At 59.4% G+C, this 23,471-nt stretch carries 25 protein-coding genes; 17 read left to right on the plus strand and 8 right to left on the minus strand.

All coding sequences use genetic code 11. The features are described 5' to 3' along the window. The first annotated feature begins 1 nt into the window (after position 1). From O4H53_RS22980 to O4H53_RS23010, 7 genes are all read left to right on the plus strand, one after another. Entirely contained in the window at positions 2 to 427 is a 426-nt protein-coding gene (locus O4H53_RS22980; protein WP_037929512.1) for a c-type cytochrome, read from the plus strand. Beyond that, complete coding sequence (locus O4H53_RS22985; protein ID WP_037929514.1) at positions 424 to 1,020, plus strand: DsbE family thiol:disulfide interchange protein; 597 nt, start codon at positions 424 to 426, stop codon at positions 1,018 to 1,020. Before O4H53_RS22980 ends, O4H53_RS22985 begins: the two co-directional genes overlap by 4 nt. Further along, positions 1,017 to 1,529 carry a TlpA family protein disulfide reductase gene (locus O4H53_RS22990; protein WP_037929516.1) on the plus strand — a complete coding sequence of 171 codons (513 nt, stop codon included), beginning with the start codon at positions 1,017 to 1,019 and terminating at the stop codon, positions 1,527 to 1,529. Before O4H53_RS22985 ends, O4H53_RS22990 begins: the two co-directional genes overlap by 4 nt. A gap of 82 nt (positions 1,530 to 1,611) precedes the next feature. After that, on the plus strand, positions 1,612 to 1,902 hold the full coding sequence (locus O4H53_RS22995; RefSeq protein ID WP_037929519.1) for a hypothetical protein: 291 nt from the start codon (positions 1,612 to 1,614) through the stop codon (positions 1,900 to 1,902). Then, on the plus strand, positions 1,902 to 2,606 hold the full coding sequence (locus O4H53_RS23000) for an SCO family protein (protein ID WP_037929522.1): 705 nt from the start codon (positions 1,902 to 1,904) through the stop codon (positions 2,604 to 2,606). Before O4H53_RS22995 ends, O4H53_RS23000 begins: the two co-directional genes overlap by 1 nt. After that, positions 2,603 to 3,094: a hypothetical protein gene (locus O4H53_RS23005; RefSeq protein WP_081855445.1), complete on the plus strand. Its 492-nt coding sequence runs from the start codon at positions 2,603 to 2,605 to the stop codon at positions 3,092 to 3,094. The genes O4H53_RS23000 and O4H53_RS23005 overlap by 4 nt, the downstream gene beginning before the upstream one ends. Continuing rightward, on the plus strand, positions 3,091 to 3,831 hold the full coding sequence (locus tag O4H53_RS23010) for a cytochrome c biogenesis CcdA family protein (RefSeq protein ID WP_037929528.1): 741 nt from the start codon (positions 3,091 to 3,093) through the stop codon (positions 3,829 to 3,831). The genes O4H53_RS23005 and O4H53_RS23010 overlap by 4 nt, the downstream gene beginning before the upstream one ends. Here the strand turns inward: O4H53_RS23010 and O4H53_RS23015 are convergent. The 5 genes from O4H53_RS23015 to O4H53_RS23035 all read right to left on the minus strand — a co-directional run bounded on the left by O4H53_RS23015 (position 3,828) and on the right by O4H53_RS23035 (position 9,734). Next, positions 3,828 to 4,937 (minus strand): permease, encoded by a 1,110-nt coding sequence (locus O4H53_RS23015; RefSeq protein WP_037929531.1) that lies wholly within the window; start codon positions 4,935 to 4,937, stop codon positions 3,828 to 3,830. The genes O4H53_RS23010 and O4H53_RS23015 overlap by 4 nt on opposite strands. Before the next feature lie 86 nt (positions 4,938 to 5,023). Continuing rightward, positions 5,024 to 5,749 carry a MauE/DoxX family redox-associated membrane protein gene (locus tag O4H53_RS23020; RefSeq protein ID WP_037929534.1) on the minus strand — a complete coding sequence of 242 codons (726 nt, stop codon included), beginning with the start codon at positions 5,747 to 5,749 and terminating at the stop codon, positions 5,024 to 5,026. A gap of 61 nt (positions 5,750 to 5,810) precedes the next feature. After that, positions 5,811 to 6,680: a DUF305 domain-containing protein gene (locus O4H53_RS23025; RefSeq protein ID WP_037929537.1), complete on the minus strand. Its 870-nt coding sequence runs from the start codon at positions 6,678 to 6,680 to the stop codon at positions 5,811 to 5,813. Positions 6,681 to 6,787: 107 nt separating this feature from the next. Then, entirely contained in the window at positions 6,788 to 7,207 is a 420-nt protein-coding gene (gene cueR, locus O4H53_RS23030; RefSeq protein WP_037929540.1) for a Cu(I)-responsive transcriptional regulator, read from the minus strand. A 19-nt stretch (positions 7,208 to 7,226) separates the two neighbouring features. Then, positions 7,227 to 9,734: a heavy metal translocating P-type ATPase gene (locus O4H53_RS23035; RefSeq protein WP_067293079.1), complete on the minus strand. Its 2,508-nt coding sequence runs from the start codon at positions 9,732 to 9,734 to the stop codon at positions 7,227 to 7,229. A gap of 138 nt (positions 9,735 to 9,872) precedes the next feature. Here O4H53_RS23035 and O4H53_RS23040 point away from each other — a divergent pair, with 138 nt between their 5' ends. From O4H53_RS23040 to O4H53_RS23085, 10 genes are all read left to right on the plus strand, one after another. Next, a complete protein-coding gene (locus O4H53_RS23040) occupies positions 9,873 to 10,082 on the plus strand; it encodes a heavy-metal-associated domain-containing protein (protein ID WP_037929722.1) in 210 nt (69 codons plus the stop codon). A 172-nt stretch (positions 10,083 to 10,254) separates the two neighbouring features. Beyond that, positions 10,255 to 10,671, plus strand: a complete 417-nt coding sequence (locus O4H53_RS23045; RefSeq protein ID WP_037929545.1) for a hypothetical protein — start codon at positions 10,255 to 10,257, stop codon at positions 10,669 to 10,671. Between the two features lie 73 nt (positions 10,672 to 10,744). Continuing rightward, entirely contained in the window at positions 10,745 to 10,966 is a 222-nt protein-coding gene (locus O4H53_RS23050; protein ID WP_223865963.1) for a hypothetical protein, read from the plus strand. Next, entirely contained in the window at positions 10,966 to 12,426 is a 1,461-nt protein-coding gene (locus O4H53_RS23055; protein WP_037929551.1) for a TolC family protein, read from the plus strand. The genes O4H53_RS23050 and O4H53_RS23055 overlap by 1 nt, the downstream gene beginning before the upstream one ends. 11 nt (positions 12,427 to 12,437) lie before the next feature. Further along, entirely contained in the window at positions 12,438 to 13,796 is a 1,359-nt protein-coding gene (locus O4H53_RS23060; protein WP_111550018.1) for a multicopper oxidase family protein, read from the plus strand. 46 nt (positions 13,797 to 13,842) lie between these two features. Beyond that, a complete protein-coding gene (locus O4H53_RS23065) occupies positions 13,843 to 14,559 on the plus strand; it encodes a copper-binding protein (RefSeq protein WP_027238594.1) in 717 nt (238 codons plus the stop codon). A 108-nt stretch (positions 14,560 to 14,667) separates the two neighbouring features. Next, positions 14,668 to 15,201, plus strand: a complete 534-nt coding sequence (locus tag O4H53_RS23070; protein WP_037929557.1) for a cupredoxin domain-containing protein — start codon at positions 14,668 to 14,670, stop codon at positions 15,199 to 15,201. 9 nt (positions 15,202 to 15,210) lie between these two features. Then, complete coding sequence (locus O4H53_RS23075) at positions 15,211 to 16,515, plus strand: ABC transporter transmembrane domain-containing protein (protein WP_037929560.1); 1,305 nt, start codon at positions 15,211 to 15,213, stop codon at positions 16,513 to 16,515. After that, a complete protein-coding gene (locus O4H53_RS23080; protein ID WP_037929563.1) occupies positions 16,512 to 16,970 on the plus strand; it encodes a c-type cytochrome in 459 nt (152 codons plus the stop codon). The genes O4H53_RS23075 and O4H53_RS23080 overlap by 4 nt, the downstream gene beginning before the upstream one ends. Before the next feature lie 96 nt (positions 16,971 to 17,066). After that, positions 17,067 to 18,308 (plus strand): sialidase family protein, encoded by a 1,242-nt coding sequence (locus O4H53_RS23085; RefSeq protein ID WP_111550083.1) that lies wholly within the window; start codon positions 17,067 to 17,069, stop codon positions 18,306 to 18,308. 43 nt (positions 18,309 to 18,351) lie between these two features. Here O4H53_RS23085 and O4H53_RS23090 read toward each other — a convergent pair whose 3' ends face one another. Genes O4H53_RS23090 through O4H53_RS23100 form a run of 3 tightly spaced genes read right to left on the minus strand, consistent with a single transcriptional unit; the run spans position 18,352 to position 23,335 of the window. Beyond that, positions 18,352 to 21,507, minus strand: a complete 3,156-nt coding sequence (locus tag O4H53_RS23090; protein ID WP_111550082.1) for an efflux RND transporter permease subunit — start codon at positions 21,505 to 21,507, stop codon at positions 18,352 to 18,354. Further along, positions 21,504 to 22,940, minus strand: a complete 1,437-nt coding sequence (locus O4H53_RS23095) for an efflux RND transporter periplasmic adaptor subunit (protein ID WP_067293091.1) — start codon at positions 22,938 to 22,940, stop codon at positions 21,504 to 21,506. The genes O4H53_RS23090 and O4H53_RS23095 overlap by 4 nt, the downstream gene beginning before the upstream one ends. Further along, positions 22,937 to 23,335 carry a FixH family protein gene (locus O4H53_RS23100; RefSeq protein WP_067293094.1) on the minus strand — a complete coding sequence of 133 codons (399 nt, stop codon included), beginning with the start codon at positions 23,333 to 23,335 and terminating at the stop codon, positions 22,937 to 22,939. Before O4H53_RS23100 ends, O4H53_RS23095 begins: the two co-directional genes overlap by 4 nt. Positions 23,336 to 23,471: the final 136 nt, after the last annotated feature.

Here is a 23,471-nt window from a genome sequence, read left to right on the forward strand (position 1 = left end):
CATGAAAATTACCATTAGGCTCGCAGCACTTTTGCTGGCTGCAACGGTCTTGCCCGTTTCGGCGCAGGATGACTCGCTCGCGGGCGAACGCCTTTATCAGGAGAATTGCGCCAGTTGCCATGGCGCAAACCTGGAGGGGCAGCCCGATTGGCGCTCCAGATTGCCGAACGGCCGGTTGCCTGCCCCGCCGCATGACGCCTCGGGCCATACTTGGCACCATACGGACCGCGTGCTTTTGGACATCGTGAAGCGCGGAACGGCGGCGATTGTCGGGAATGGCTATGAAAGCGACATGCCCGGTTTCAAGGAGGTGCTGACGGATGAAGAGATCACGGCGATCATCGATTACATCAAGAGCACATGGCCCGATCGGATCCGCGCTTCGCAGGAAAGCCGTACCCTTGCGGATGAGCAGGTGCAGCCATGACGCAAGAGGTCGTCAGCAAAATCGACCCCGTACCGCGGCGCAGGATCTCCGGGTTTGTGCTGGTGCCGCTGATAGCTTTTGCCCTCATGGTCTTGTTCGGCTGGGGGCTTTTCAGGGGCGGCGACGACTTGCCATCGGCGCTTCTCGACAAACCTGTGCCGGAGTTTGCGCTTGCTCCGGTGCTCCGCCGCGAGGAAGGTCTTTCGACGCAGGACCTGATCGGCCATGTCTCGCTGGTGAACGTCTTTGCCTCGTGGTGTGTGCCCTGTCGGGCCGAACACCCGCTGTTCATGGAGCTGAGCGCCACCGGTGAGGTGCCGCTCTACGGGATCAACTACAAGGACCCACCCGAGCAGGCGCGCGCCTGGCTCGACGAATTGGGCGATCCCTACGCGCGCATCGGGGCCGACATCGACGGACGTGCTGGCATCGAATGGGGCGTTTACGGCGTGCCCGAAACCTATGTCATCACGTCCGACGGCACCATTGCCTACCGCCATGTCGGCCCCATCACGCGAGCGATTCTGGAGGAAACCCTTTTGCCGATCGTCCGTGATCTGAAAACCCAAGCTGGCAAGGAGCCAACGCCATGAAATATCTCAAAACGGCGCTGCTCGTCTGGGCATTGTCCGTCGGCACGGCGTTTGCCGGGCCGCAAGGCTTCGCACTGCACGACACGCCGCAGCCGGTGATCAATGTGCGCTTCGAGACCGAGGACGGCAGCCGTGGGGACATGGAGGATTTTCGTGGCAAGGTGATCCTCGTGAACGTTTGGGCAACCTGGTGCGTCCCCTGCCGGGAAGAGATGCCGACGCTGGATGCACTTCAGGCGGAACTTGGCGGCGACCGTTTCGAGGTCGTCGCCCTGTCCATCGACAGGGCCGGGTCGCCCGTCGTGCGGCGGTTCTACGACGAGATCGGTGTCAACAATCTCAAGATGTATGTCGACAAGACCATGCTGTCGATGACCGCGCTGCGCACCGTCGGTCTGCCGACAACGATCCTGATCGACGCGCAGGGGCGGGAGCTTGGGAGACTGGTCGGCCCGGCCGAATGGGATGATCCCGAGATGGTCTCCTTCTTGCGAGGCTTTATCGAATAAGCGCCCCTGAAAGAGCGCCGCCCGCCCTTGACCGCCCAGTTATCAGAATGACCAGTACTCAAACGTCAGAAGGATTTTCCGGATGACCGACATATCATCTTCCAACGATGCGGGTGCCGCCGACATCGAAAGCGCAGGCAATTGGCCCCGGTGGTTGACGCGCAGACGACTGCTGTTCGTCGGTGCGGCAACCGTTATGGGCGGCGGCATGGCGCTGAACTGGGGATGGCTCACCGCGATCGGTCTCGCGCCTGTCTTGGTTTCGCTGGCACCCTGTGCCGCGATGTGCGGGCTTGGTCTGTGCATGAAGGGCGGGTCTGGCGGGAAATGCGACGATGCGGGTGGTGGCAAGCCCCATCAATCCGAAAGGTGATGCAGTTGATTGTCTATCTGACCCGGCGCGCCGCCTTGGCGACATTTGCGGCCACGATCTCCTTTCCGGCCTCCGCCGATCATCCGGGTGAAAATCTGGATGCGCGGATGTTCGAGATGGAGCCATACTTCCAGGCCATCGACGCAGCACAGGCCCCGGATTTCGAGTTGCAGGATGCGGAGGGCAATCCTGTGCGCTTGGCGGATTTCAGCGACAAGGTCGTCATCCTGCATTTCATCTACGCCAACTGCCCGGACATCTGCCCGCTCCATGCGGAAAAGATCGCGGCGGTCCAGGCTTCGATCAACGACGGGCCGATGAGGGATCTGGTGCAATTCATCTCGATCACAACCGATCCCGTGAATGACACGCCTGACGTTCTGCGCGGGTACGGGGACCGGCATCGGTTCGATCCGACCAACTGGGTCATTCTGACCAAACGGCCTGATCAGGCTGACGACGCAACGCGCCTTCTGGCGCGGAACTACGGGCTGGAGTTCACGATAGCGGACGACAGCGACATGATGATGCACGGTGCGGTCACCCATGTCGTGGATATCGGGGGGCGGTTTGCCGCAAAGTTCCATGGCATGGAATTCAAGAATGTGAACCTGATCCTCTATGTCAGCGAGTTGATCAACAATGCCCAGCACCGACGCCGGGAACGCGGTTGGTGGGACCGGCTGACGGGGGCGTTTCAATGAGTAATGCTGCGATTGGCGTCATGCAGTCCGCGCCGGATAGAATTTCCCTGACAGCACTCCGTCGATATTTTTCGGTGATCATCCCGGCTAATCTGATCTGGGAGTTCGCCCACATGCCGCTCTACACGATCTGGAACGAGGGCACCTGGGGTGAGATCGCCTTCGCCGCGGTTCATTGCACGGGTGGCGACATCCTGATTGCCATGAGCGCGCTGATGCTTGCCTTGATGCTGACCGGCCGCGGCTGGCCCTTCGTGGCGCCGACACGACGATCGGTGACCGTCCTGACAATATTGTTCGGTTTGGGATATACGCTGTTCAGTGAATGGCTCAACATCGTGATCCGCGCGGCTTGGGCCTATTCGGACCTGATGCCGATCATTCCGGTCCTCGATGCAGGGTTGTCGCCGGTACTGCAATGGATCGTAATCCCGCTGATTGCCTTCTGGTGGGCATCACGGCCCTTCAGCGGACATGGTAACGCATGATGGATATTTCCGGCATCGGCATCGTCGCGGCGTTTCTGGCGGGAGCCATTTCGTTCCTGTCGCCCTGCGTCCTGCCGCTGGTGCCGGGCTATGTCTCCTATATTGCGGGCCAGCCGGATTTGCGCACGACACGGTCGGTCGGTCTGCGGGCACGCGCCGGGGCACTTGGGCTAAGCGCCTGTTTCGTTTTGGGATTTTCCACGGTCTTTGTCGCGTTGGGTGCCGGGGCCAGCGCGCTCGGGTCGCTGCTTCTGTCCTGGCGCACTGAGCTCAACTATCTGGGCGGGGCGATCATCATCCTGTTCGGACTGGTCATGCTGGGTGCCTTCCGTCTGGAAGCGTTCTCGCGTGACACCCGCTTCACACTCGACATTCCGGGGGGTCGCCCGCTCGGAGCCTACGTCCTGGGCTTGGCCTTCGCGTTTGGATGGACGCCGTGCATCGGACCGATCCTTGGCGCGATCCTGACACTCAGTTCGACTTCCGGCGGCATGTCGGACGGCATTTGGCTGCTGTCGATCTATTCCGCCGGGCTAGGCGTGCCGTTCCTGCTGGCCGCGCTGTTCACCGACGCCATCGCCGCGCGGGTCAGACAGATCGGCAAGGCCGGTCGCTGGCTCTACAAGGGCGCAGGCGTCGCCATGATCATCATGGGCGTTGCCATCATGACCGGCCAATTGTCCCGGTTTGCCTACTGGCTTCTGGGAACCTTCCCATTCCTGGCTTCAATCGGTTAATTTTCCTTGGCGTTTCTGAGGTGAAGCCAGATCAGTATTGCCCCGATGACGAGAAATATCAGGTTGAGGAAGAACGTGTAGTCGATGCTGAACCGGACCATTTCCTGAAGCGAGGGCCGCTCGGTCGGGATCATCCCTACGAGAGCAAACAGGTAATGCACCGTAATTCCCGCAGCGACCATGCACAGGTACAGCAAGCCTGAAAGATAGAGCGCATACTGCCAGCCATAATACTTTGCGTGCACCCATATCACCGTGGCAGCAACAAGATCGGCTCCGAGAAAGGCGATCACGCCTCCGAACGACGCATCACGCGACCAGAGCATCGCGGCCAGGGGGACATTGCCCATCGACCCGATGAAGGTGAAGAAAGCGACGACCGGTGCCACCAGCGCGTTTTCGAGAACGATCAGGAAGCCCGGCGCGTCCTGCGCACCGCCATCTGCGACCAGGAAGATCGCGTTCCAGAAGCTCTGCGGCACAAAGACGGAAATGAATCCCGCGACCGTGAAGCCGAAGAGGATCTCCTTCCAGACCATCTTCCATTCCATGAAGAAAACGCGGGCGATCCGGTCCCATCCTTCGCGGGACAGCAGTTTGTCGCGGAACGATCCCTTCATGGTCTGGTCGGTGTCCATACCTTCGTCGGACTGGGCCTTCTCCGCATGCTCTTTTTCGCTTTCGACAAACGACCTTGGAAGCCACATCAGGGAGAGGGCATAGGCGTAGATCGTCATCAGGATGCCAAGCAGGAAATTCGCCACCATGAATTTCCAGCCCAGCAGGACCAGAAGGACGATTCCAAGCTCGATCACCAGATTTGTCGATGAAATCAGGAAGGCGATCGAATTGACCGGATGCGCACCTTTCACGAGGATCGAACGCGACGCGGCAAGAGCCGCGAAGGAACAGGACGACGACACGAAACCAAAGGAGCCGGCAATGCTTGGCTTCCTGGCACCACGATCACCCAGAACACGCGCCATCTGATCCCGTGTCACGAAGATTTGGATGCCTGCGGAGATGATATAGCCGAAGATCAGCGCCCAGAGCGCCTTCCAGAGCATGCCCGCCCCGGTCGTGAATGCTTCGACTATCTGGTCCATTCAGCTTGACCTTTTTCGCAGTGCTGTCTGACCTGCGCACCTGTCGGGAGAACGGGTCTGAGGGATGTGAAAAAGGCACCCGCCTTTCAGCCGATCAGATAGACCCTGATCGGCATCCAAATCCCCATGACCATCATCATCAGGTTCTCCGTGAGCGAGACAAAGCCAAGCGGCACATTGCTGTCACCGCCGACACAGGCGCATTTCAATTCACGCTTGTCGATATAGACCGCCTTGAAAACCGATACTGCGCCAACAGTGCCGATGAACAGGGCCACCGGTGCCGAAAGCCAGGTCAGCGCCCCGGCGACCATGAGGATGCCTGCGAACGCCTCTCCGAACGGATAGATCTTGCCATATCGCACCCACCGACGCGCCAGCAGGTCGTAGTTCAGGAACATGGTCGAAAAGCTTTCGACATCCTGAAGTTTTTGTACGGCCAGAAAGCACATCGAGATGGAAATGAACCATTCCAGGGCGCGCAGGGTAATAATGGTCTCGAAGCTGTACCACGACAAACCGAGCGCCATCAGGAACGCGACGGCAAAGATCGCAATCACCGGCTGATAGGATGTGTCCGAGCGTTCGTCTTCGGGCGCATCCATGCCGAAATGGACCCGAAGGTCGTCATATCCGCCGATCCGCTCGTCGCCGATCCAGGTTTGCGGGGTGGTTTCGACGCCGTGCTCTTCCATGAACGCGTCGGTTTCCTCACGCGTGGTCAAAGGGTGATCCTTGACTTCAAAACCCTTGCGCTCCAGCAGGTCCTTGGATTTGAGCCCATAGGGACAGAGGTGGTCGGGCATCACCATCCGGTAAAGCTTGGCTGTCTGGGTTGTGTCTCTTGGCAGGTCATATCCTCCGTTTCAGGGTTCAGGCGTCGCAGCCATAATAGCCGCGATAGCCTGCCCGCAGGCCGGCATCGAGCTCGAGCACGAGGTTGGCGTCCTGCACTTCACCACTGTTTTCCAGCGCCGCAGCCCCGTCCGGCGCACTGAGGGCCACGGACATTCCTTCGGTGCGCAGGGTGCCGGTTCCGTCGGTTGAACCAAGACGCACCAGATCGCCGCTGATCTTTGCCAGCGCCGCCGGGGCGCCATCGATCTGTCCTGCGGCAAGCACAGGTTTGCTGGTCGCGGTATACTTGAAGGTGCAGATGGCCCCATCCGGGAAAAGCTGCGCGATCTCGTCGCCGGTCAGGAATTCCAGATCGAGGATAGCGATTTCGGCGGATGAGAGCGCCTCGTTCAGATCGACGATGCGGGCCGGACCATCCGGGCTCTCATCGGCCGCGTCACCATTCGCGTCGATGTCATTCACCAGATACCGCATCTCGGCGATTTCCTTGTCCTGGGCAAAGATGATCTCGTCAGCCAGTTTGCGCACCCGCGGGTCAGAAATGTTGGCGCGGCTCGACGTCATGATCGCGATCGAATGGTGCGGGATCATCGCGCGCATGTAGCTGGTATCGCCAACGGTTACCTGGCTCCGGACCAACCAGAGGGATCCGGCAAACACCACAGCGCCGCCAATGAAGATGGCAGCGTTGATCGCCTTGCTGGAGTACATCGACAGCATGAAGCCCAGCATGATGATCGACATTGTGGCCCCCATCAGCACGGCCATATAGGCGCGTGTTTCGGACCAGAAGATATGGCTCAGCAGATAGGTGTTGAGATACATTAGGATGAACATCACCACCGTGGATGTGGCGATCATCGCGAAAAAGCGTATGTATGTCATTGGAAACCTCCAGTCTCGAAAAATTGATGTCCTATAGAAGGAACAACATTGCTGCGCTGGAATGTTCCGTAGTTTTCGGGAAAGTTCGGCTTTTGCAGACGTCAGAGCTATCCGGACGCCTTGCTGATACTGCCCGCCTTTTGTTCCATCGCCAGATCGGCCAAGATGGGGCAATCGGGGCGGTGATCACCCGCGCATGCATCCACAAGATGCGACAGCGTCGCGCGCATTTCGGTTAGTTCAGCGATCTTGCTGTCAATCCGATCAAGATGCTCTTCGGCAATCTGCTTCACCTCGGCACTGGCGCGGTCAGTATCGGCATAAAGCTTCAGCAGGCTCCGGCAATCCTCGATGGTGAACCCAAGGGCCCGTGCCCGGGCGAGAAAGGCCAGCTTGTGCACGTCGCTTTGCCGAAAGCTGCGATAGCCATTTGAACTGCGCAGCGGTTCGACAAGACCGATGTCTTCGTAGTAGCGGATCGTTTTGGCGGGAAGGCCGGAAAGGTCGGCCACATCTCCGATGTTCATAATCGTTTCCTCCTTGAGTTCATTCAGCTGGAATCGGGGATGCCGAGGCTTCGGAGACGGGGCGCGCCGTTTCGTCCATCGCCGGGCGCACGCGGCGCAGCCGCAGCGCATTCGTCAGCACGAAGACAGAGCTGAGCGCCATCGCACCTGCTGCCAGAACAGGTGAGAGCAGAAGTCCTGACACCGGATAAAGCACGCCCGCCGCAACCGGGATCAGGGCGACGTTGTATCCAAATGCCCAGAAAAGGTTCTGGCGGATGTTGCGCATGGTGCTCCGCGACACCTCGAGGGCGTTCACGACGCCGCGCAGATCGCCGGACATCAGCACCACATCTGCGGATTCGATGGCCACGTCGGTGCCGGTGCCGATAGCGATACCCACGTCCGAATGGGCGAGCGCGGGTGCGTCGTTGATCCCGTCGCCAACGAACGCGATGCGCTGGCCGGTGCCCCGCAGATCGTCCAGCGCCGCCACCTTGCCGTCGGGCAGAACGCCCGCGATCACATGGTCTATCCCGGTTTCGCGGGCGATAGCCTCTGCCGTTTCGCGCTTGTCACCGGTGATCATGGCCACCTTCAGTCCCTGTGCGTGCAAGGCGCGGATTGCAGCGGCGCTGGACGGCTTCACCGGATCGGCTACCGCGATGACGGCGGCGACACGACCGTCGATTGCCGCGAAAAGTGCGGTGCGGCCCTGTTCGGCCAGTCGGCGCTCCTCGTCGGCCAGGTCGCCGATCTTCAGCCCCTCGCGGGTCATCAGGCGGTCGGCCCCGACAAGCACCTCGCGGCCCGCCACCCTGGCCCGCACGCCGTAGCCGGTGATGGATGCGAAATCCATGACGTCATGCCGCGCGACGCCCTCGACCTTTGCCGCGCGCACGATCGCCTCGGCGATCGGGTGTTCCGATTGCGCCTCGACAGCGGCGACCAATGCCAGCACCTCGGCGCGGTCAAAGCCGTCCGCAAGCACGAGATCGGTCAGTTCCGGGCGGCCCTGGGTAACCGTTCCGGTCTTGTCCAGCGCCACAACATCCACGCTGGATAGCTGTTGCAAGGCATCGCCCTTGCGAAAGAGCACGCCCATCTCGGCGGCACGTCCCGTGCCGACCATGATCGACGTCGGCGTGGCGAGCCCCATCGCGCAGGGGCAGGCGATGATCAGCACGGAGACGCCGGCCACCAGCGCAAAGGACAGCGCGGGCGAAGGACCGACCAACAGCCAGACAATCACCGTCAACAGCGCCAATGCCATGACCGCGGGCACGAACCAGAGCGTGATCCGGTCCACCAGGCCCTGGATCGGCAGCTTGGCGCCCTGTGCCTCTTCGACCATCCGGATGATCTGGGCCAGTGTCGTGTCGGCACCCACACGCGTCGCGCGGAAGTGGAAGGCACCGCTGCCGTTGACGGTGCCGCCGGTGACGGGATCGCCCACGGATTTGGCGACCGGCACCGGTTCGCCGGTGATCATGCTCTCGTCGACACGGGCACTGCCTTCGGTCAGTTCGCCATCCACTGCAATCCGCTCGCCGGGGCGCACGATCAGAATGTCGCCCGCGACGATGCGGTCGATGGCCACATCCTGCGGCTCGCCGTCAACCAGCACACGGGCTGTCTTGGCCTGAAGGCCGAGCAGTTTCTGTATCGCAACCCCGGTCCGGCCCTTCGCGCGGGCCTCCAGCCAGCGGCCCAGAAGGATCAGCACCACGATGACTGCCGCCGCCTCGAAATAGACCGCGCGCGATCCCGCGGGCAGCAGCGTCGGTGCGAAAAGCGCCACGAGCGAATAGATATAGGCCGCCGATGTGCCAACCGCGACAAGACTGTTCATGTCCGGCGCGCCTTTTAAAAATGCCGGGAAACCGCGTGTGTAAAACGTACGTCCCGGCCCAAACAGGACAGCCGTGGTCAACACGAACTGGATCATCCAGCTGGCCCGATGGCCAATGGTGTCGCCGATCAGACCGTGCATGCCGGGGATCAGATGTGCGCCCATCTCGAGCAGGAACACCGGCAGGGCGAGGGTCGCCGCCACGACTGTCCGGCGCGCCAGATCCCGCGCTTCTTCGTTCTTGCGGGCTCCTGCGTCTTGCGATGAACTGTCTTCGGCCTGCGTGGCGGGGTAACCCGCGTCGCTGGCCGCCTTGATGAGGTCGGCAACCGCGACCGCGCCCTCCAGGTAGGTGACCGTAGCGGTTTCCGATGCCAGGTTGACGTTCACGTCCAGCACGCCCGGCAGCACTGCCAGAGCCTTGTCCACCCGACCGACGCACGAAGCACAGGACATGGATGCGATGTTCAGACGAACGCTTCGGGTACGGGCCGGATACCCGATCTCATCAAGGGTTGTCGCAATTTCGGCAATGCGCTCCGGTGCGTCGATCTGCGCCTGGGCGGTCTCGTTGGCGAGATTGACGCGGACATTGCTGACCCCCGGCAGAGCCGTGAGGCCACGTTCCACGCGCCCGACGCAGGAAGCGCAGGACATGTTTTGCAGCGAAAGCTGAAGGGTGCGCGGATCCGACATGAGAATCTCCTTGATCTGATCCTCCTATAGATAGGGCCTCCAGTTACTGGAAGGTCAACAGCCATGTTGAGTAAAATTCTGGCCATTGACCTTCCCATGCAGGAACGCCTTACATGCATGTCTTCAAAGGAGACTGCGATGTTCAGATTCAGCGTACCGAACATGAGTTGCGGCCATTGTACCGCTTCTATCCAAAAGGCCATCATGGCTGCCGACCCGGATGCAACGGTTTCGTGCGATCTGACTGCACGTATCGTCGACGTCAACAGCACCCTGGGTGAAACTGCATTGGCCGCAGCGATCCGCGATGCGGGCTACAGGTCTGAGAAGCTGGCAGAGGTTCAGTAGCCAAGATGCGTCAGCAACGCTCTGCTGAACGGAAATAGCGGCTCTCTCTATGTCGCTGATATGCAACATTCTCTGACAGCAGCGGCCAAAACTCGCCGGTTTCAAAAAAAGCGACGAACCTTCCTGCGCAGGACGGATTGACTGTACTGCATGGGTATCCGATGTTCGCGGCATGAGCTTTCGAGTTTTCATATCAAGCTGGTCAAGGGCGTTTACGTGCATTGCGTTTGCGCTGGCATTGGTATTGTCACCACCTTCTGCCGCTCACGCGGCGTCCGGCATGCATGACGGACATCAAGCCAAGTCTATTGTTGTCGTTGGTGCCGCCATGACTCATGACACCGGAAGCGATGCGCATCACGCGCATGAGAAGCTTAGGGTCGCAAGCGACATCGCAGCGTCCGACAAGGATGGCAAAGAGCAACAATCCCAAGAGTGTTGCAACGGTATCTGTATTTCTGTCGTCTTCCTCGAAGACACCAAGATCGAAGCAGAGCCGGTTGGTACAAGTGAATATGTCATTCTCGACGGTCAAACGTATTCGGTGGAAACAGCAGGGTTCCTGCGGCCCCCTCGATTCCTGATCTGAACCGACGCCCAAAACGGGTGTGAGCCTTGCGCAGAGTCTGCGTGAGACAACGTTCATCAATCAGGTTACGTTCATGAAAATTCATCTACTTATGGGGGCTTCGGCCCTCGGGCTTGGCGCATGCGCCTATGAGCCCACCCCGTTGCCGTCCGTCGCGACCCAACAGGCCGTCGCCAACACGGCAGTTTCATCGCTGATCAGCTATCAGGACCCCTTGGCGGGCTACACCTACCGCGGCCCCACAGGTCCCCGCGACTGGCGTTCCGTCAATCAAGAACAGACGGAGGGCAACTGATGCGGGTATCGAAGTTTCCGCTGGTTTTCGGCTTTCCGCTAATCTTGGGTGCCTGTGCTGCAGCTGTACCGGGCATCTACACGGAACCAAAAGCTGGCTTCGCCAACATTTCCAGCCAGGTCACACCAGCCATCGGCAAACGGACAGCCTTCGCCGAAACCCAGGCCGAAAACGAGGCCTTGAAGAAGCAGGTGCACGCAATGGTGCACCGCAAGACCATTTCGGCGGACACCGCCGTTCAGGTCGCGCTTCTGAACAACAAGGGTTTGCAGGCGTCATATGCGAATGTCGGCCTATCCGCCGCTGAGGCCTGGCAGCAATCGACCCCGGAAAATCCGATCGTCGCGATCGGTGTACTGGGCATCGGTGCGCCCGAACTAGGTGCCTACAGGGCGATCGAGGGACTGATACGGTCGAATGTGCTCGATGCCACCACTCGCAAGCAGCGTACGGCCATTGCAGACGCAAACTTCCGGCAGGCTCAACTGAGCGCCGTGAACGAAACACTCGCACTGGCCAATCAGACGCGGAAGGCATGGGTCGATGCCGTAGCTGCCTTCGAGGCCGTGAGCTATCTGCGCCGTGCGAAAGCGACCTCTGACGCCGGATCGGAATTGGCGATGAGGCTTGGCGAGACCGGCGCGCTGAACAAAGCCGGGCAGGCCCGTGAACAGGCCTTCAACGCCGAACTCGCCGGACAACTTGCCCAGGCACGCCTGAATGCTACCCGGTCCAAGGAGCAGCTGACCAGGCTCATGGGGCTGTGGGGCACCGAAGTCGACTATTATGTGCCCGATGCCCTTCCTGCGCTGCCGCGTTCCGTCGGCCGTGTGACTGACATCGAAGCGAAAGCATTGCGAAATCGGGTTGATCTGCGCGTTGCCAAACTTGGCCTGGAAGCACAGGCCAAAGCGTTTGGTCTGACTGATCAGACTCGCATTATCAGCGATCTCGAATTCATTGCCGGGTTCGAAGCGGAGCGGGAGGTTGAGGACGGAGAAACGGAGACCGTAACCACCCCTCAGGTGGAGGTGGAGTTCGCAATCCCGATCTACGACACCGGCAAGGCCCGGATGCGCAAGGCGGAATTGTCTTACCTGCAAGCAGCCAACGTGCTGGCAGAGAGAGCTGTCAATGTCAGGTCCGAAGCGCGTGGCGCTGAAGCCTCCTATCACGCCGCATATAAGATCGCCCGCCACTATCGCGACGTTCTTGTGCCTCTACGCACGACCGTCGAAGAAGAAGGGCTGCTGTCTTATAACGGCATGATCACCAACACTTTCGAGCTGCTGACAGATGTGCGCGAAAAACTTGGCGCATCGCTGGAAGCGGCAAACGCAAAACGCGAATTCTACATGGCACAGGCTGATCTGACCGCTGCGATCTATGGCGGTGGCGACGGCGGTGGTGCTGGTGGAGAAGGCGCGACACTTGCCGCCGGTGGCGGCGCAGGACACTGAAAGGAACTGACATGTTGAACAGACGTCAATTACTCGGAGCCGGCGCGGCAGGTGCAACGCTGGTCTCTTCGAAAGCCTGGGGTCAAACCCTGAACATGGGTTTGCCCGAAGCCGCGCAGATGGACAGTGCGGCTACGGCGATCACGGCGCGTCCCAATTCCGGGCCGGACTACACACCTGTGGTCACATTGAACGGGTGGACCCTGCCGCACCGGATGAACAACGGGGTGAAAGAATTTCACCTCGTGGCCGAACCGGTAGAACGCGAGCTGGCCGATGGCATGATCGCGCATTTGTGGGGCTACAACGGCCAATCCACCGGCCCGACGATCGAAGCTGTCGAAGGCGACAGGGTGCGCATCTACGTCACCAATAAGCTGCCGGAAGGCACAACGGTACATTGGCACGGGCTGATTCTCCCCTCGGGCATGGATGGGGTCTCCGGGTTGAGCCATCCCAGCATCCCACCGGGCAAAACCTTCGTCTATGAATTCGACTTGGTGAAGTCCGGGACGTTCATGTACCACCCCCACGGCGATGAAATGACCCAGATGGCGATGGGGATGATGGGCATGTTCGTTGTCCACCCCAAGGATCCTACATTCATGCCGGTGGATCGTGATTTCCTGATCATGCTGAACGCTTTCGACATCGATCCAGGGACCTATGTACCCCGCATCATGACGATGACGGATTTCAACCTTTGGACCTGGAACAGCCGGATCTTCCCCGACATCGATCCGCTGGTCGTGAACAAGGGCGACCGGGTGCGAGTGCGGGTTGGGAACCTTACGATGACGAACCACCCGATCCATATGCACGGCTATGACTTCAAGGTCACATGCACGGATGGCGGCTGGGTGCCGCCTGAAGCACAGTGGCCGGAGGTGAGCATCGACATTCCCGTAGGTGCGATGCGCGCCTACGAATTCGTCGCCGATCATCTGGGAGATTGGGCGATCCATTGCCACAAATCGCACCATACGATGAACGCCATGGGCCATGACGTGCCGACGTTCATCGGGGTGAACAAGAAGCCGCTAACCCAGAAGATCCGTCAATTCCAGCCGGAATACATGCCCATGGGCATGTCCGGCATGGGGGACATGGCAAAAATGGAAATGCCGCTTCCCGACAATACCATCCCGATGATGACGGGCTGGGGTCCGTACGGACCCATCGAGATGGGCGGCATGTTTTCGGTCGTGAAGGTGCGGGACGGCATCGACGCGGACGATTACTCCGATCCCGGCTGGTACGAGAATCCTCCGGGCGAGATGGCCTACGAATGGACCGGCGAATTACCCGACTTTGCCTCCAACAACAGCCCCAAGACCATTCTCACGCCGAAACCAACCTCGAAGGGCTGAGCGGCCCTTCGTCATCTCCAACCAAACCAACCTACAGGACAATAAAATGAGAAATCTTCTTTTGACGACAAGCTTCGCGATCGCGCTATCCGCACCGGCCTTTGCTGCAGGTACACACGACGGCGGACATGGGGAGACCAAGCCAGCCGCAATGATGGTCGGCATGCCGGGTGACGCCGCCAAGGTGGATCGTACAATCGACGTCACTTTGCTCGAAAACGATGAGGGCCAGATGCTGATCGAGAGTGAGCCGATGGATATCAAGGAGGGCGAAACCATCCGCTTCAACATCACCAACAAGGGTGAGCTGGAGCATGAATTCGTCCTCGACACGGTAGAGCGTAATGCCGAGCATAAGATCGAAATGGCCAAGATGGACATGGAACATGACGATCCGAACCGTATTCGTCTCGATGCGGGCGCCTCGGGCGAGGTTGTGTGGACTTTCGCAAATTCTGGTACGTTCGAAGCGGCGTGCCTGATCCCTGGCCACTACGAATCCGGCATGCACCGTGAGGTCGCAGTCGGTGACCAGATGGCTCAGGCTGACGTGGAATACACGAGCGGGACCATCAAGAAAATCGACGCCAAAGCCGGCAAGGTCACAATTATCCACGGCCCTCTCGTCAACCTGGATATGCCCGCAATGACCATGGTGTTCCGCGCCGATGAGGCGATGGTGGCCAAGATGGCGGAAGGTCAGGACATCGAGTTCGTTGCCGACCGGGTCAAGGGTAAACTGACCGTCACGCAGATGAAGTAACTACTAACAATGGGGCCGGGGGTAAACACTCCGGCCCCATCGCTTTGAGGCTTGGCCCGAGCAAGCAAGAAGATCACAAAAAATCAAGCGCTACGGAGGTAGCCGAGCATGACGAATTTCCTGAGAACCTGCACCATCGCCCTTGCGCTTGTCCTTCCGGCTTTTTCAGTGGGCGCTTCCAGTGGCAAGGGCCAGCAGCCTCACGCGCGTGCATTCGAAGTGCCTGGCCATGATCCGATCGGGAGGCCCGGTGATGGCTCCTCAATCGACAGGACGATTGAATTGTCCATCAGGGAGACAGAAAGCGGCTACATGCTTTTCGAGCCGGACGCACTCCACATCGAGAGCGGTTCAGTTGTCCGCTTTTTGGTCAGCAATCTGGGCGGGCTGGAACACGAGTTTTTTCTCGGCTCCTTTGACGAGGTTGCAGAACACCAGCAGTGGATGCGCGAACATCCCGAAATGCAACATGACAACGCCAATTCAGTTTCGATCCCTAGTGGGCAAAATGCAGAGTTGATCTGGGAGTTCTCCGATATGACCAACTTGGAGTTCGTATGCTTGATCCCCGGCCACCGGGAAGCGGGCATGTGGGGCGTCATCATCGTGCACGATCACCTTGCGCCGAAATCCAAAGGTTAGACATTTTCAATGTCACTCTTGGATAGGTATCACCTGCTTGTACACGACATAGCTGCCGCCTTTGGGTACGACTACAACGATGTCACGCCAGACTGGGTGCACCCGTTCATTCATCTCATACTGGTCTTGGCCCCCGCGCTGCTGATCACCGTTGGCTCATATCTTGCTATTCGCGGCATTCTGAAGCTTTGGAAGTACCGCAGCACGCCTGCGATCCACCCAGAGCCCATACGAGGGCTCGAAGGAAGTCTTTTCAGCACCGTCTTGCGCTATTCAAGAAGGCAGCAGGCGTTGATGATCGTGGTTAGCCTCATCGCGATGCCTATACTCTATCTGACTTTGGAACTGCCAAAACAGATCGTAAACAACGCTCTGGATTCTGGCCGTTTCCCAGTTGCCGTTTTGGGACGAGACGTCGACCAGGTCGTTTTCCTCATGCTTCTTTGCGGTCTCTACCTTTTGGCTATTATCCTGAATGGGCTAAACAAATATGGCCTTAACGTCTTCAAAGGGTATGTCGCCGAGCGTTTTCTGCGGCGCTTCCGCCTGCTGGTCTATCGGCAATGGCGCAGCGATCCAGACTCCCAAAACCAGAGCGAAATCGTCCCTATTCTCGCGCAGGAAGTCGAGCCCATAGGTGGCTTTGCGGCAGATGTCCTTACGCTGCCAATCCTGCAAGGCGGTACGCTTTTGACGATCCTGTTTTTCATGTTCGTTCAGGACCCTGTCTTGGGTGCCGCAGCACTGACCGTACTGCCAATTCAGCTCGTGCTGCTGCCCAAGCTGCAGCGCCGGGTCAACGCGCTTTCGCGCACCAGGATCAAGGAAGTCCGACAGCTTGGCAGGCAGCTGAGCGATCAATTGCGCGAACGTCAGGTCAATCCTGCCGGGCTGCTCCCAGCGAGTGCAAGCTTCAGAGAGCTTGAGCACGTGCGCAGGAAGATCTTCCGCCTGAAGTTCTTCATCAAGGCCCTCAACAATTTTCTGACCGCGCTGACGCCATTCCTATTCTACTCTTTGGGTGGATATTTTGTCATCGAAGGTCGCATTACACTCGGCGCGTTGGTGGCCGTCCTGGCAGCACACAAGGACTTCTCGGCACCGCTGAAAGAGCTCTTCAGTTACTATCAGACGCTGGAAGACACGCGGATCCGGTACCAGGAAATCACGACCTTTTTCACTGGATCGATTCAGCGATCGGGGAAAGCTCAGGCAGACAACCCCAAGCTGGAAGAGGTCAGCCAATTCGAGGAAGCTACACTGAGTTACCCGGCTTTGTCTGTGAAGAGACAGGGGGCGATCGCAACATCATGAAGGAGTCTGATAGAATGAGATGTGCAGCGATATTTTTTGCTCTGGTCGCCGTTGCTGCGGCGGGATGGTATTTCAAGCAGCAGACCGACTCCCAAACGGGCACCCAAACCGGCGAAAGCATGGCGCTTCCCGCAGGCGCACTTGCAGCCGTCAATTTGCCCTCCAGTTTTACAGAGCAGGAGCAAATCGGCGCAAGCGCTTATGATGCGGTATGTGCCGCCTGCCACGGCCTGAACGGGCAAGGCCAGGATGGCATCGCTCCACCGCTTGTTCACAAAATCTATGAACCGAGCCACCACGGCGACATGGCGTTTGTCCTCGCGGCGCAAAATGGAGTTCGGGCGCATCATTGGAAATTTGGTAACATGCCAGCGGTTGAAGGCGTGACGCGATCAGATATTCTCGATATCGTGGCTTACATTCGTGTATTGCAGCGTGCCAACGGGATAAACTGAGCCGTTTCGACGGACAAAAGGGTGGGATTTGGTTCCCGATCAACTACCAATGGGTTCGCCGCAACATGGCCACGACTAGTGGGGATAATTCTCTGTATGAGTAAGTGTCTCGCTGCATCGATCCTGATCCTTGCTGCATTTTTCAGTTCTTTCCCTGCAACTCATGCCGAGGAAACCGCCCTCTTCAGATTGACCGACCGTGCAGCACCGGTCGGCATCAGTGCCCGTGAACCATCACTTGCAACCTTGCCGGATGGCCGGATCATATTGAGCTGGACAGAAGAAAACGGAGCCGAAGCGGAAGTTCGCATGGCCATACTCGATGGCAGTGAGTGGTCGGACGCTCGCACAATTCATAAATCGTCAAAGATTTACATCAACTGGGCCGATTTCCCATCGGTAGCGGTACTGGCCGATGGTGGACTGGCGGCACAATGGCTGAAACTGAATGGGGAAGGTGACTACCAGTATGACGTCAATATCGCTTTTTCCATGGATGAGGGCAGAAGCTGGACGGAACCGCTTATTCCGCACGATGACAGATCTCAACGCGAGCACGGTTTTGTTTCGTTAATTCCCGATCAGTTTGGCGGGTTGACGGCGCTGTGGCTGGATGGCCGGGAGTATGACAATCAGACAGAAGGCGAAAGCTTCGAGAATGCGATGCAGCTGCGCGCGCGACAGGTCGACTCTGACGGAGCGATGAAGCCAGAAAGCCTGTTGGACGCGCGCGCTTGTACTTGTTGTCAGACGTCCGCAGCGCGGACCGCCTCGGGCGATATCGTGGCGGTCTATCGTGATCGAACCGCCGAGGAAATCCGCGATATTTCGATTGTCCGATCTATCGGAGGGGAATGGACGCAACCCCTCACTGTTCACAACGACGGATGGGAAATTGCCGGCTGCCCCGTAAATGGCCCAGCCATTGATGCGATCGGCGACAAGGCAACCGTCATCTGGTTTACTGCAGCATCAGACGAACCGAGGGTTCGTATTGCCTTTTCGGACGATGGAGGAATGCATTTCGACGAACCGCTCCGCCTCGACCTCGGCGCGGCCTCGGGTCGGGTCGATGTTCTGCAAATGCTGGATGGAAGCGTTTTGGCACTCTGGATGGAATATGTGAGTGGCGGTGAGGCGATCGTTCTGTGCCATGTATCCCGTGGTACCGGATGCGCCGCGCCCCAGGCTCTCTACGTCAATCGGGGTGCTGGATCGGTCGGCTTTCCGCGAATGACACGCGGAGAAGCCGGTGCATTTGTGGCCTGGACCCAACCGACAGGAGCTTCAGACAGAAGCACCACAGTCCGCGTGGTCGAAGTTGCGCTGGCGCCATGAATTGCAGCGACCATTTGAATGTGCCCGTTCTTCCTTAATTCCGCTACACCTGCTCTGCGGCCCGGTCGAGAGGCCAATGATCCGCGGCGACAGTTTTCTTCAGGCTCCAGCCCTTGATGATACCGTAGACCGCCGGAATCACGATCAGGGTCAGTAAGGTGGACGACACCATCCCGCCGATCATCGGGACGGCGATGCGCTGCATGATTTCAGAGCCTGTGCCGTGCGCCCAAAGGATCGGCATCAGGCCCGCCATGATCGCTACAACCGTCATCATCTTGGGGCGCACTCGATCTACTGCACCCACCATGATCGCGGCGTAAAGTTCGTCGCGGGTCAGGTCCCGACCGTCCGCGCGGTCACGCGCTTCATTCAACGCCTGATCGAGATAGATCAACATGATCACCCCGGTTTCAGCCGCCACCCCGGCCAGCGCGATAAACCCGACGGCCACCGCAACTGACATATTGAAGCCCATGAACCACATGAGCCAGATGCCACCTACCAAAGCGAAGGGCAGCGACAGCATCACGATCAAGGTTTCCGTCAGGCGGCGGAAGTTTAGGTAAAGCAGCAGGAAGATCAGCGCCAGTGTCAGCGGCACAACGGTGGCCAGCCGCTGTTTCGCACGTTCAAGATATTCGAACTGGCCGCTCCAGCCCAGGGAATAGCCAGGTGGCAGGGTGACGGAGGTCGCGACTGCCGCTTGAGCTTCCGCCACGTAGCCGCCTAGATCGCGTCCGATGATATCGACGAAGATATAGACGGCAAGCTGTCCGTTTTCGGTCCGGATCGAAGTGGCGCCACGGGTGCGTTCGATGGTGGCCACATCTCCCAGCGGAATGGTGCCTCCGTCCGGCAGTGCAACCTGAACCTCACGCCCGATGGCCTCCGGATCTGACCTCAGGGTCGCCGGATAACGCACAGCGACGTCGTAGCGCTCGCGGCCCTCGACGGTCTGCGTGATCGCCTTGGCTCCCAGGGCCATGCCGATCACCTCTTGCACATCCTGCACCGACAGGCCGTAGCGGCCAAGCGCCGTACGGTCCGGGGTGATGTCGAGGTAATAGCCGCCGATCACCCGTTCGGCATAGGCGCTGGTCGTTCCGGGCACCGTGCGTACCACGGCTTCGACCTCGCGGGCGACCTTTTCCATCTCGGTCAGACTCGTGCCATAAACCTTGATGCCCACCGGCGTGCGGATACCGGTGGATAGCATGTCGATCCGGGCGCGGATCGGCATGGTCCAGGCGTTCGATACGCCGGGAAATTGCAGCGCGGCGTCCATTTCCTGCCGCAGGCTTTCGGTGGTGACACCGGGGCGCCACTCTGCCTCGGGTCGTAGCTGGATGATGGTTTCGAACATTTCAGTTGGCGCGGGGTCTGTGGCAGTCAATGCACGTCCCGCCTTGCCGAACACCGACAGCACATCGGGGAAGGTCTTGATGATGCGGTCCTGTGTTTGCATCAACTCTGCCGCCTTCGTCACAGACAAGCCGGGCAAAGTCGTCGGCATATACATCAAGGTGCCCTCGTTCAGGACAGGCATGAACTCCGACCCCAGCTGCCGCGCGGGCCAGATCGTAACGATCAAGGCGAACAGCGCCACGATGATGGTGAGGCTTTTGGCCTTCAGCACCGCGCGGATGATCGGGCGGTAGACGGCGATCAGCGCGCGATTCACCGGATTCCTGTGTTCAGGGATGATCCGGCCGCGCACGAAGACCACCATCAGCGCAGGCACCAGCGTCACCGACAGGAAAGCAGCCGCCGTCATCGAAAATGTCTTGGTATAGGCCAGGGGGCCGAACATGCGTCCCTCCTGTCCTTCCAATGCAAAGATCGGCAGGAAAGACACGGTAATGATCAGCAGACTAAAGAACAGCGCCGGGCCGACCTCGCTTGCGGCTTCGATCAGCACCTCGATGCGGGGCTTGTCGGGGGCGGCACGTTCCAGATGCTTGTGCGCGTTCTCGATCATCACGATGGCGGCGTCGATCATCGCGCCGATGGCAATCGCAATGCCGCCAAGGCTCATGATGTTGGCACCGATCCCGAGAAATTTCATTGCGGTGAACGCCATCAGCAGACCCACCGGCAGCATGATAATAGCCACAAGGGCAGAGCGGACGTGCAGCAGAAAAATGATCGTGACTCCGGCCACGACGAGACTTTCTTCGAGAAGCGTGGTTTTCAGCGTCTTGATCGCCGACAGGATCAGGTTGGACCTGTCATAGACCGGTACGATGTCGACCCCGTCAGGCAGGCTTTGAGCCACCACGCCCAGTTCTGATTTGGCGTTTTCGATCACATCCAGTGCATTGGCACCCACCCGTTGCAGCACGATGCCACTGGCGACCTCGCCCTCACCGTTCAACTCGGCGATGCCGCGGCGTTCATTGGGGACGATTTCGACCCGCGCGACATCTTTCAGGTTGATCGGCACCCCGCCGATACTGCGCAGGGTGATGTTGCCGATATCCTCGGTTCCCGCCAGATAGCCCCGCCCGCGCACCATGAATTCAAACTCGGACAGTTCGACCGTGCGCCCGCCGGTGTCCATGTTGCTTTCAGAGATCGCCTTGCCGATATCGGACAGAGTGATCCCCTGCGCCCGCATCCGCACCGGATCCAGAGTGACCGAGTATTGCTTGACGAAGCCGCCGACGCTGGCCACTTCGGACACGCCCTCGGCGCGGCTTGCACCATATCGGACGACCCAATCCTGCAACGACCGCAATTCCGCCAGCGACAGATTTTCCCCGGTGATCGCGTATTGGTAAACCCAGCCAACCCCGGTCGCATCAGGCCCAAGCGTGGGCGTCACGCCGTCGGGCAGCCGAGCGGCGGCGGCGTTGAGGTATTCCAGAACGCGGGACCGTGCCCAATAGGGGTCCACACCGTCCTCGAAGATAATGTAGACAAAGGAAATGCCGAAGAACGAAAACCCGCGCACGACGCGGGATCGCGGCACCGTAAGCATCGCCGAAGTCAGCGGATAGGTGACCTGATCCTCGACGACCTGCGGAGCCTGGCCCGGATAATCGGTCAGCACGATCACCTGCACGTCTGACAAATCGGGAATAGCGTCGATCGGCAAGTTGCGCAGTGACCAGACCCCTGCGGCGATGATCAGGGCCGTGGCGAAGAACACGAGAACAAGGTTGCGGGCGGACCATTCAATGACACGCGAGATCATTCGCCTGCCTCCGGGGCAGTCAGCGCAGCCAGGGCTGCATTCAGGTTGCTTTCCGCGTCGATCAAAAAGGTAGAGGTGGTGACAATGCGGTCGCCCTCCACAATGCCTTCAAGGATTTCCACCATCCCAGCTGCCTGCCGCCCCAGCACCACATCCTGCGGAGCGAATTTCCCCTCCCCCAGATCTCTGATCACCACCTGACGGTCGCCGGTGTCGATCACCGCCGTTTCCGGCACCTGCACCACGGGCGCACCGTCGCCCGTCGCCAAAGCCACATCAGCGAACATGTTGACAAGCAAGCGACCCTCAGGGTTGGACAGGTCGACGCGGACGCGTGCCGTCCGGGTCTGCATATCGACCTCAGGGTAGATCTTGTCGATAACGCCGCTGAAGGTCTCGCCCGGCAGGCCTGGAAAGGTGATCGTCGCAGCGTTTCCATCCGAAAGACCCGCGAGCGCAGATTCCGGCACGTCCGCGATGACCCAGACAACCGATGTATCGGCAATACGAAACAGCGTTTCTCCAGCCTCGGACATCATGCCTTCGACGGCCATTCGTTCCAGAACCACGCCCGACCGCGGTGCCATCAGGCTGATTTGCACCGGCGTACGCCTTTCCGCCGCGATCTTGTCGATCACTGACACGGGAACACCCAGGTTTGCCAGCCTTTGACGGCTGCCTTCCACGCGCCCTTCACCACTTCGCAGGTCCGAAACATACTGTGCGGCCGCCGAGACGATATCCGGAGAATAGAGCATCGCCAGCGGTTCGCCTGCTTCAACGATTGATCCGGTCGTTACATCCTCAACTTCTTCGATGAACGCATCCGCACGCAATGAAATGACGCTGACTCGACGGTCGTCCAGCGCGACGATCCCCGGCGCACGCACCGTTGTTGCCATGGGATCAAACACCGCAATTGACGTACGCACGCCCGTGCGTTGCAGCTTGCCGGGAGATACGGTCACTGATCCGGCATCGCTTGCCTCGTCGGCATAGACGGGCAGGTAGTCCATCCCCATGGAATCCAGCTTTGGCACCGGCGACGTATCAGGCAGGCCCATCGGGTGGCGGTAGTAGAGTAGGGTTCGTTCGACACTCTCTGCCTCTAGGGGCGTGATCGCCTCTGGATCAAACGATACGTCTTCGCTCGCCAGGACCGGTAAAAAGGACTTTCCATCGGCAGTCTCGGTCGGCGTAGCGGACCATTCGGCGAGACCGTCAGGGTGTCGGTAGTAGATGACCGGGCCTGTCGGCGTTCGGGTTGCGGCTGGCATTGCTTCAGCTTGCCGTCCCATCAGCGCGGTGAATTTCGTCTGCGCCACATTTGCCAGCATAGCAGGCGTCCAACCCTTGACGCCTGCCGCGAGGCCCGCCCATCCAGCCGCGCCGCCAACCACGCCGATAAGCACTAATTTGCCAAAGACGCTCATGGCAGCACCTCGAGCACGATTTGCGCCTGAACAGTTTCAGGTTCGCCCTGCACCTTGGCCGCAACGGAAAACCGCCAGTTTCCGTCCATCGTCAGATCGGCGGAAAAACGATATAGACCCGGCTCTTTGCCAGGCAGCGCCACGACTGTCGAAGTCATCGTCTCCATGCCGTCCGGCTCCATATCCAGCCTTGTAGCAAAGATGACGGCGCCTTCGACGGGCGCATTGGTCCGGGTATCAATCAGACGAAGCTCCAGAACCGCGCCGTCTCCGAAGGGATAGGTCGTTTCGATGAGAACGAGGTTGTAATCAGATGCAGCCGCCTGTGCCATCGGCACGGAGAGCTGGGTCGCGACCACGAGGGTCGCAAGAAAGGTGGGGATATAGCGGAGCATGATACGCCTATTTTGACGGGCAACAGGAACGCCAGCCATCGTATCGACCCTGAGTCTATACGTTACATCGGCGCGTGGATTTTGGTGCGAAAGGCACCTGACCCGTCATGCCTTGGGCGGTCTTTGAAGCCCAATG

The organism is Sulfitobacter sp. G21635-S1, from assembly GCF_027213915.1.
In the GTDB taxonomy this organism is placed as follows: Bacteria; Pseudomonadota; Alphaproteobacteria; order Rhodobacterales; family Rhodobacteraceae; genus Sulfitobacter.

What these genes read in the sequence shown, in the direction of transcription:
- O4H53_RS22980 (WP_037929512.1), top strand. Translation starts at nt 2, where the DNA reads ATGAAAATTACCATTAGGCTCGCAGCACTTTTGCTGGCTGCAACGGTC.
- O4H53_RS22985 (WP_037929514.1), top strand. Translation starts at nt 424, where the DNA reads ATGACGCAAGAGGTCGTCAGCAAAATCGACCCCGTACCGCGGCGCAGG.
- O4H53_RS22990 (WP_037929516.1), top strand. Translation starts at nt 1,017, where the DNA reads ATGAAATATCTCAAAACGGCGCTGCTCGTCTGGGCATTGTCCGTCGGC.
- O4H53_RS22995 (WP_037929519.1), top strand. Translation starts at nt 1,612, where the DNA reads ATGACCGACATATCATCTTCCAACGATGCGGGTGCCGCCGACATCGAA.
- O4H53_RS23000 (WP_037929522.1), top strand. Translation starts at nt 1,902, where the DNA reads ATGCAGTTGATTGTCTATCTGACCCGGCGCGCCGCCTTGGCGACATTT.
- O4H53_RS23005 (WP_081855445.1), top strand. Translation starts at nt 2,603, where the DNA reads ATGAGTAATGCTGCGATTGGCGTCATGCAGTCCGCGCCGGATAGAATT.
- O4H53_RS23010 (WP_037929528.1), top strand. Translation starts at nt 3,091, where the DNA reads ATGATGGATATTTCCGGCATCGGCATCGTCGCGGCGTTTCTGGCGGGA.
- O4H53_RS23015 (WP_037929531.1), bottom strand. Translation starts at nt 4,937, where the DNA reads ATGGACCAGATAGTCGAAGCATTCACGACCGGGGCGGGCATGCTCTGG.
- O4H53_RS23020 (WP_037929534.1), bottom strand. Translation starts at nt 5,749, where the DNA reads ATGGTGATGCCCGACCACCTCTGTCCCTATGGGCTCAAATCCAAGGAC.
- O4H53_RS23025 (WP_037929537.1), bottom strand. Translation starts at nt 6,680, where the DNA reads ATGACATACATACGCTTTTTCGCGATGATCGCCACATCCACGGTGGTG.
- cueR (WP_037929540.1), bottom strand. Translation starts at nt 7,207, where the DNA reads ATGAACATCGGAGATGTGGCCGACCTTTCCGGCCTTCCCGCCAAAACG.
- O4H53_RS23035 (WP_067293079.1), bottom strand. Translation starts at nt 9,734, where the DNA reads ATGTCGGATCCGCGCACCCTTCAGCTTTCGCTGCAAAACATGTCCTGC.
- O4H53_RS23040 (WP_037929722.1), top strand. Translation starts at nt 9,873, where the DNA reads ATGTTCAGATTCAGCGTACCGAACATGAGTTGCGGCCATTGTACCGCT.
- O4H53_RS23045 (WP_037929545.1), top strand. Translation starts at nt 10,255, where the DNA reads ATGAGCTTTCGAGTTTTCATATCAAGCTGGTCAAGGGCGTTTACGTGC.
- O4H53_RS23050 (WP_223865963.1), top strand. Translation starts at nt 10,745, where the DNA reads ATGAAAATTCATCTACTTATGGGGGCTTCGGCCCTCGGGCTTGGCGCA.
- O4H53_RS23055 (WP_037929551.1), top strand. Translation starts at nt 10,966, where the DNA reads ATGCGGGTATCGAAGTTTCCGCTGGTTTTCGGCTTTCCGCTAATCTTG.
- O4H53_RS23060 (WP_111550018.1), top strand. Translation starts at nt 12,438, where the DNA reads ATGTTGAACAGACGTCAATTACTCGGAGCCGGCGCGGCAGGTGCAACG.
- O4H53_RS23065 (WP_027238594.1), top strand. Translation starts at nt 13,843, where the DNA reads ATGAGAAATCTTCTTTTGACGACAAGCTTCGCGATCGCGCTATCCGCA.
- O4H53_RS23070 (WP_037929557.1), top strand. Translation starts at nt 14,668, where the DNA reads ATGACGAATTTCCTGAGAACCTGCACCATCGCCCTTGCGCTTGTCCTT.
- O4H53_RS23075 (WP_037929560.1), top strand. Translation starts at nt 15,211, where the DNA reads ATGTCACTCTTGGATAGGTATCACCTGCTTGTACACGACATAGCTGCC.
- O4H53_RS23080 (WP_037929563.1), top strand. Translation starts at nt 16,512, where the DNA reads ATGAAGGAGTCTGATAGAATGAGATGTGCAGCGATATTTTTTGCTCTG.
- O4H53_RS23085 (WP_111550083.1), top strand. Translation starts at nt 17,067, where the DNA reads ATGAGTAAGTGTCTCGCTGCATCGATCCTGATCCTTGCTGCATTTTTC.
- O4H53_RS23090 (WP_111550082.1), bottom strand. Translation starts at nt 21,507, where the DNA reads ATGATCTCGCGTGTCATTGAATGGTCCGCCCGCAACCTTGTTCTCGTG.
- O4H53_RS23095 (WP_067293091.1), bottom strand. Translation starts at nt 22,940, where the DNA reads ATGAGCGTCTTTGGCAAATTAGTGCTTATCGGCGTGGTTGGCGGCGCG.
- O4H53_RS23100 (WP_067293094.1), bottom strand. Translation starts at nt 23,335, where the DNA reads ATGCTCCGCTATATCCCCACCTTTCTTGCGACCCTCGTGGTCGCGACC.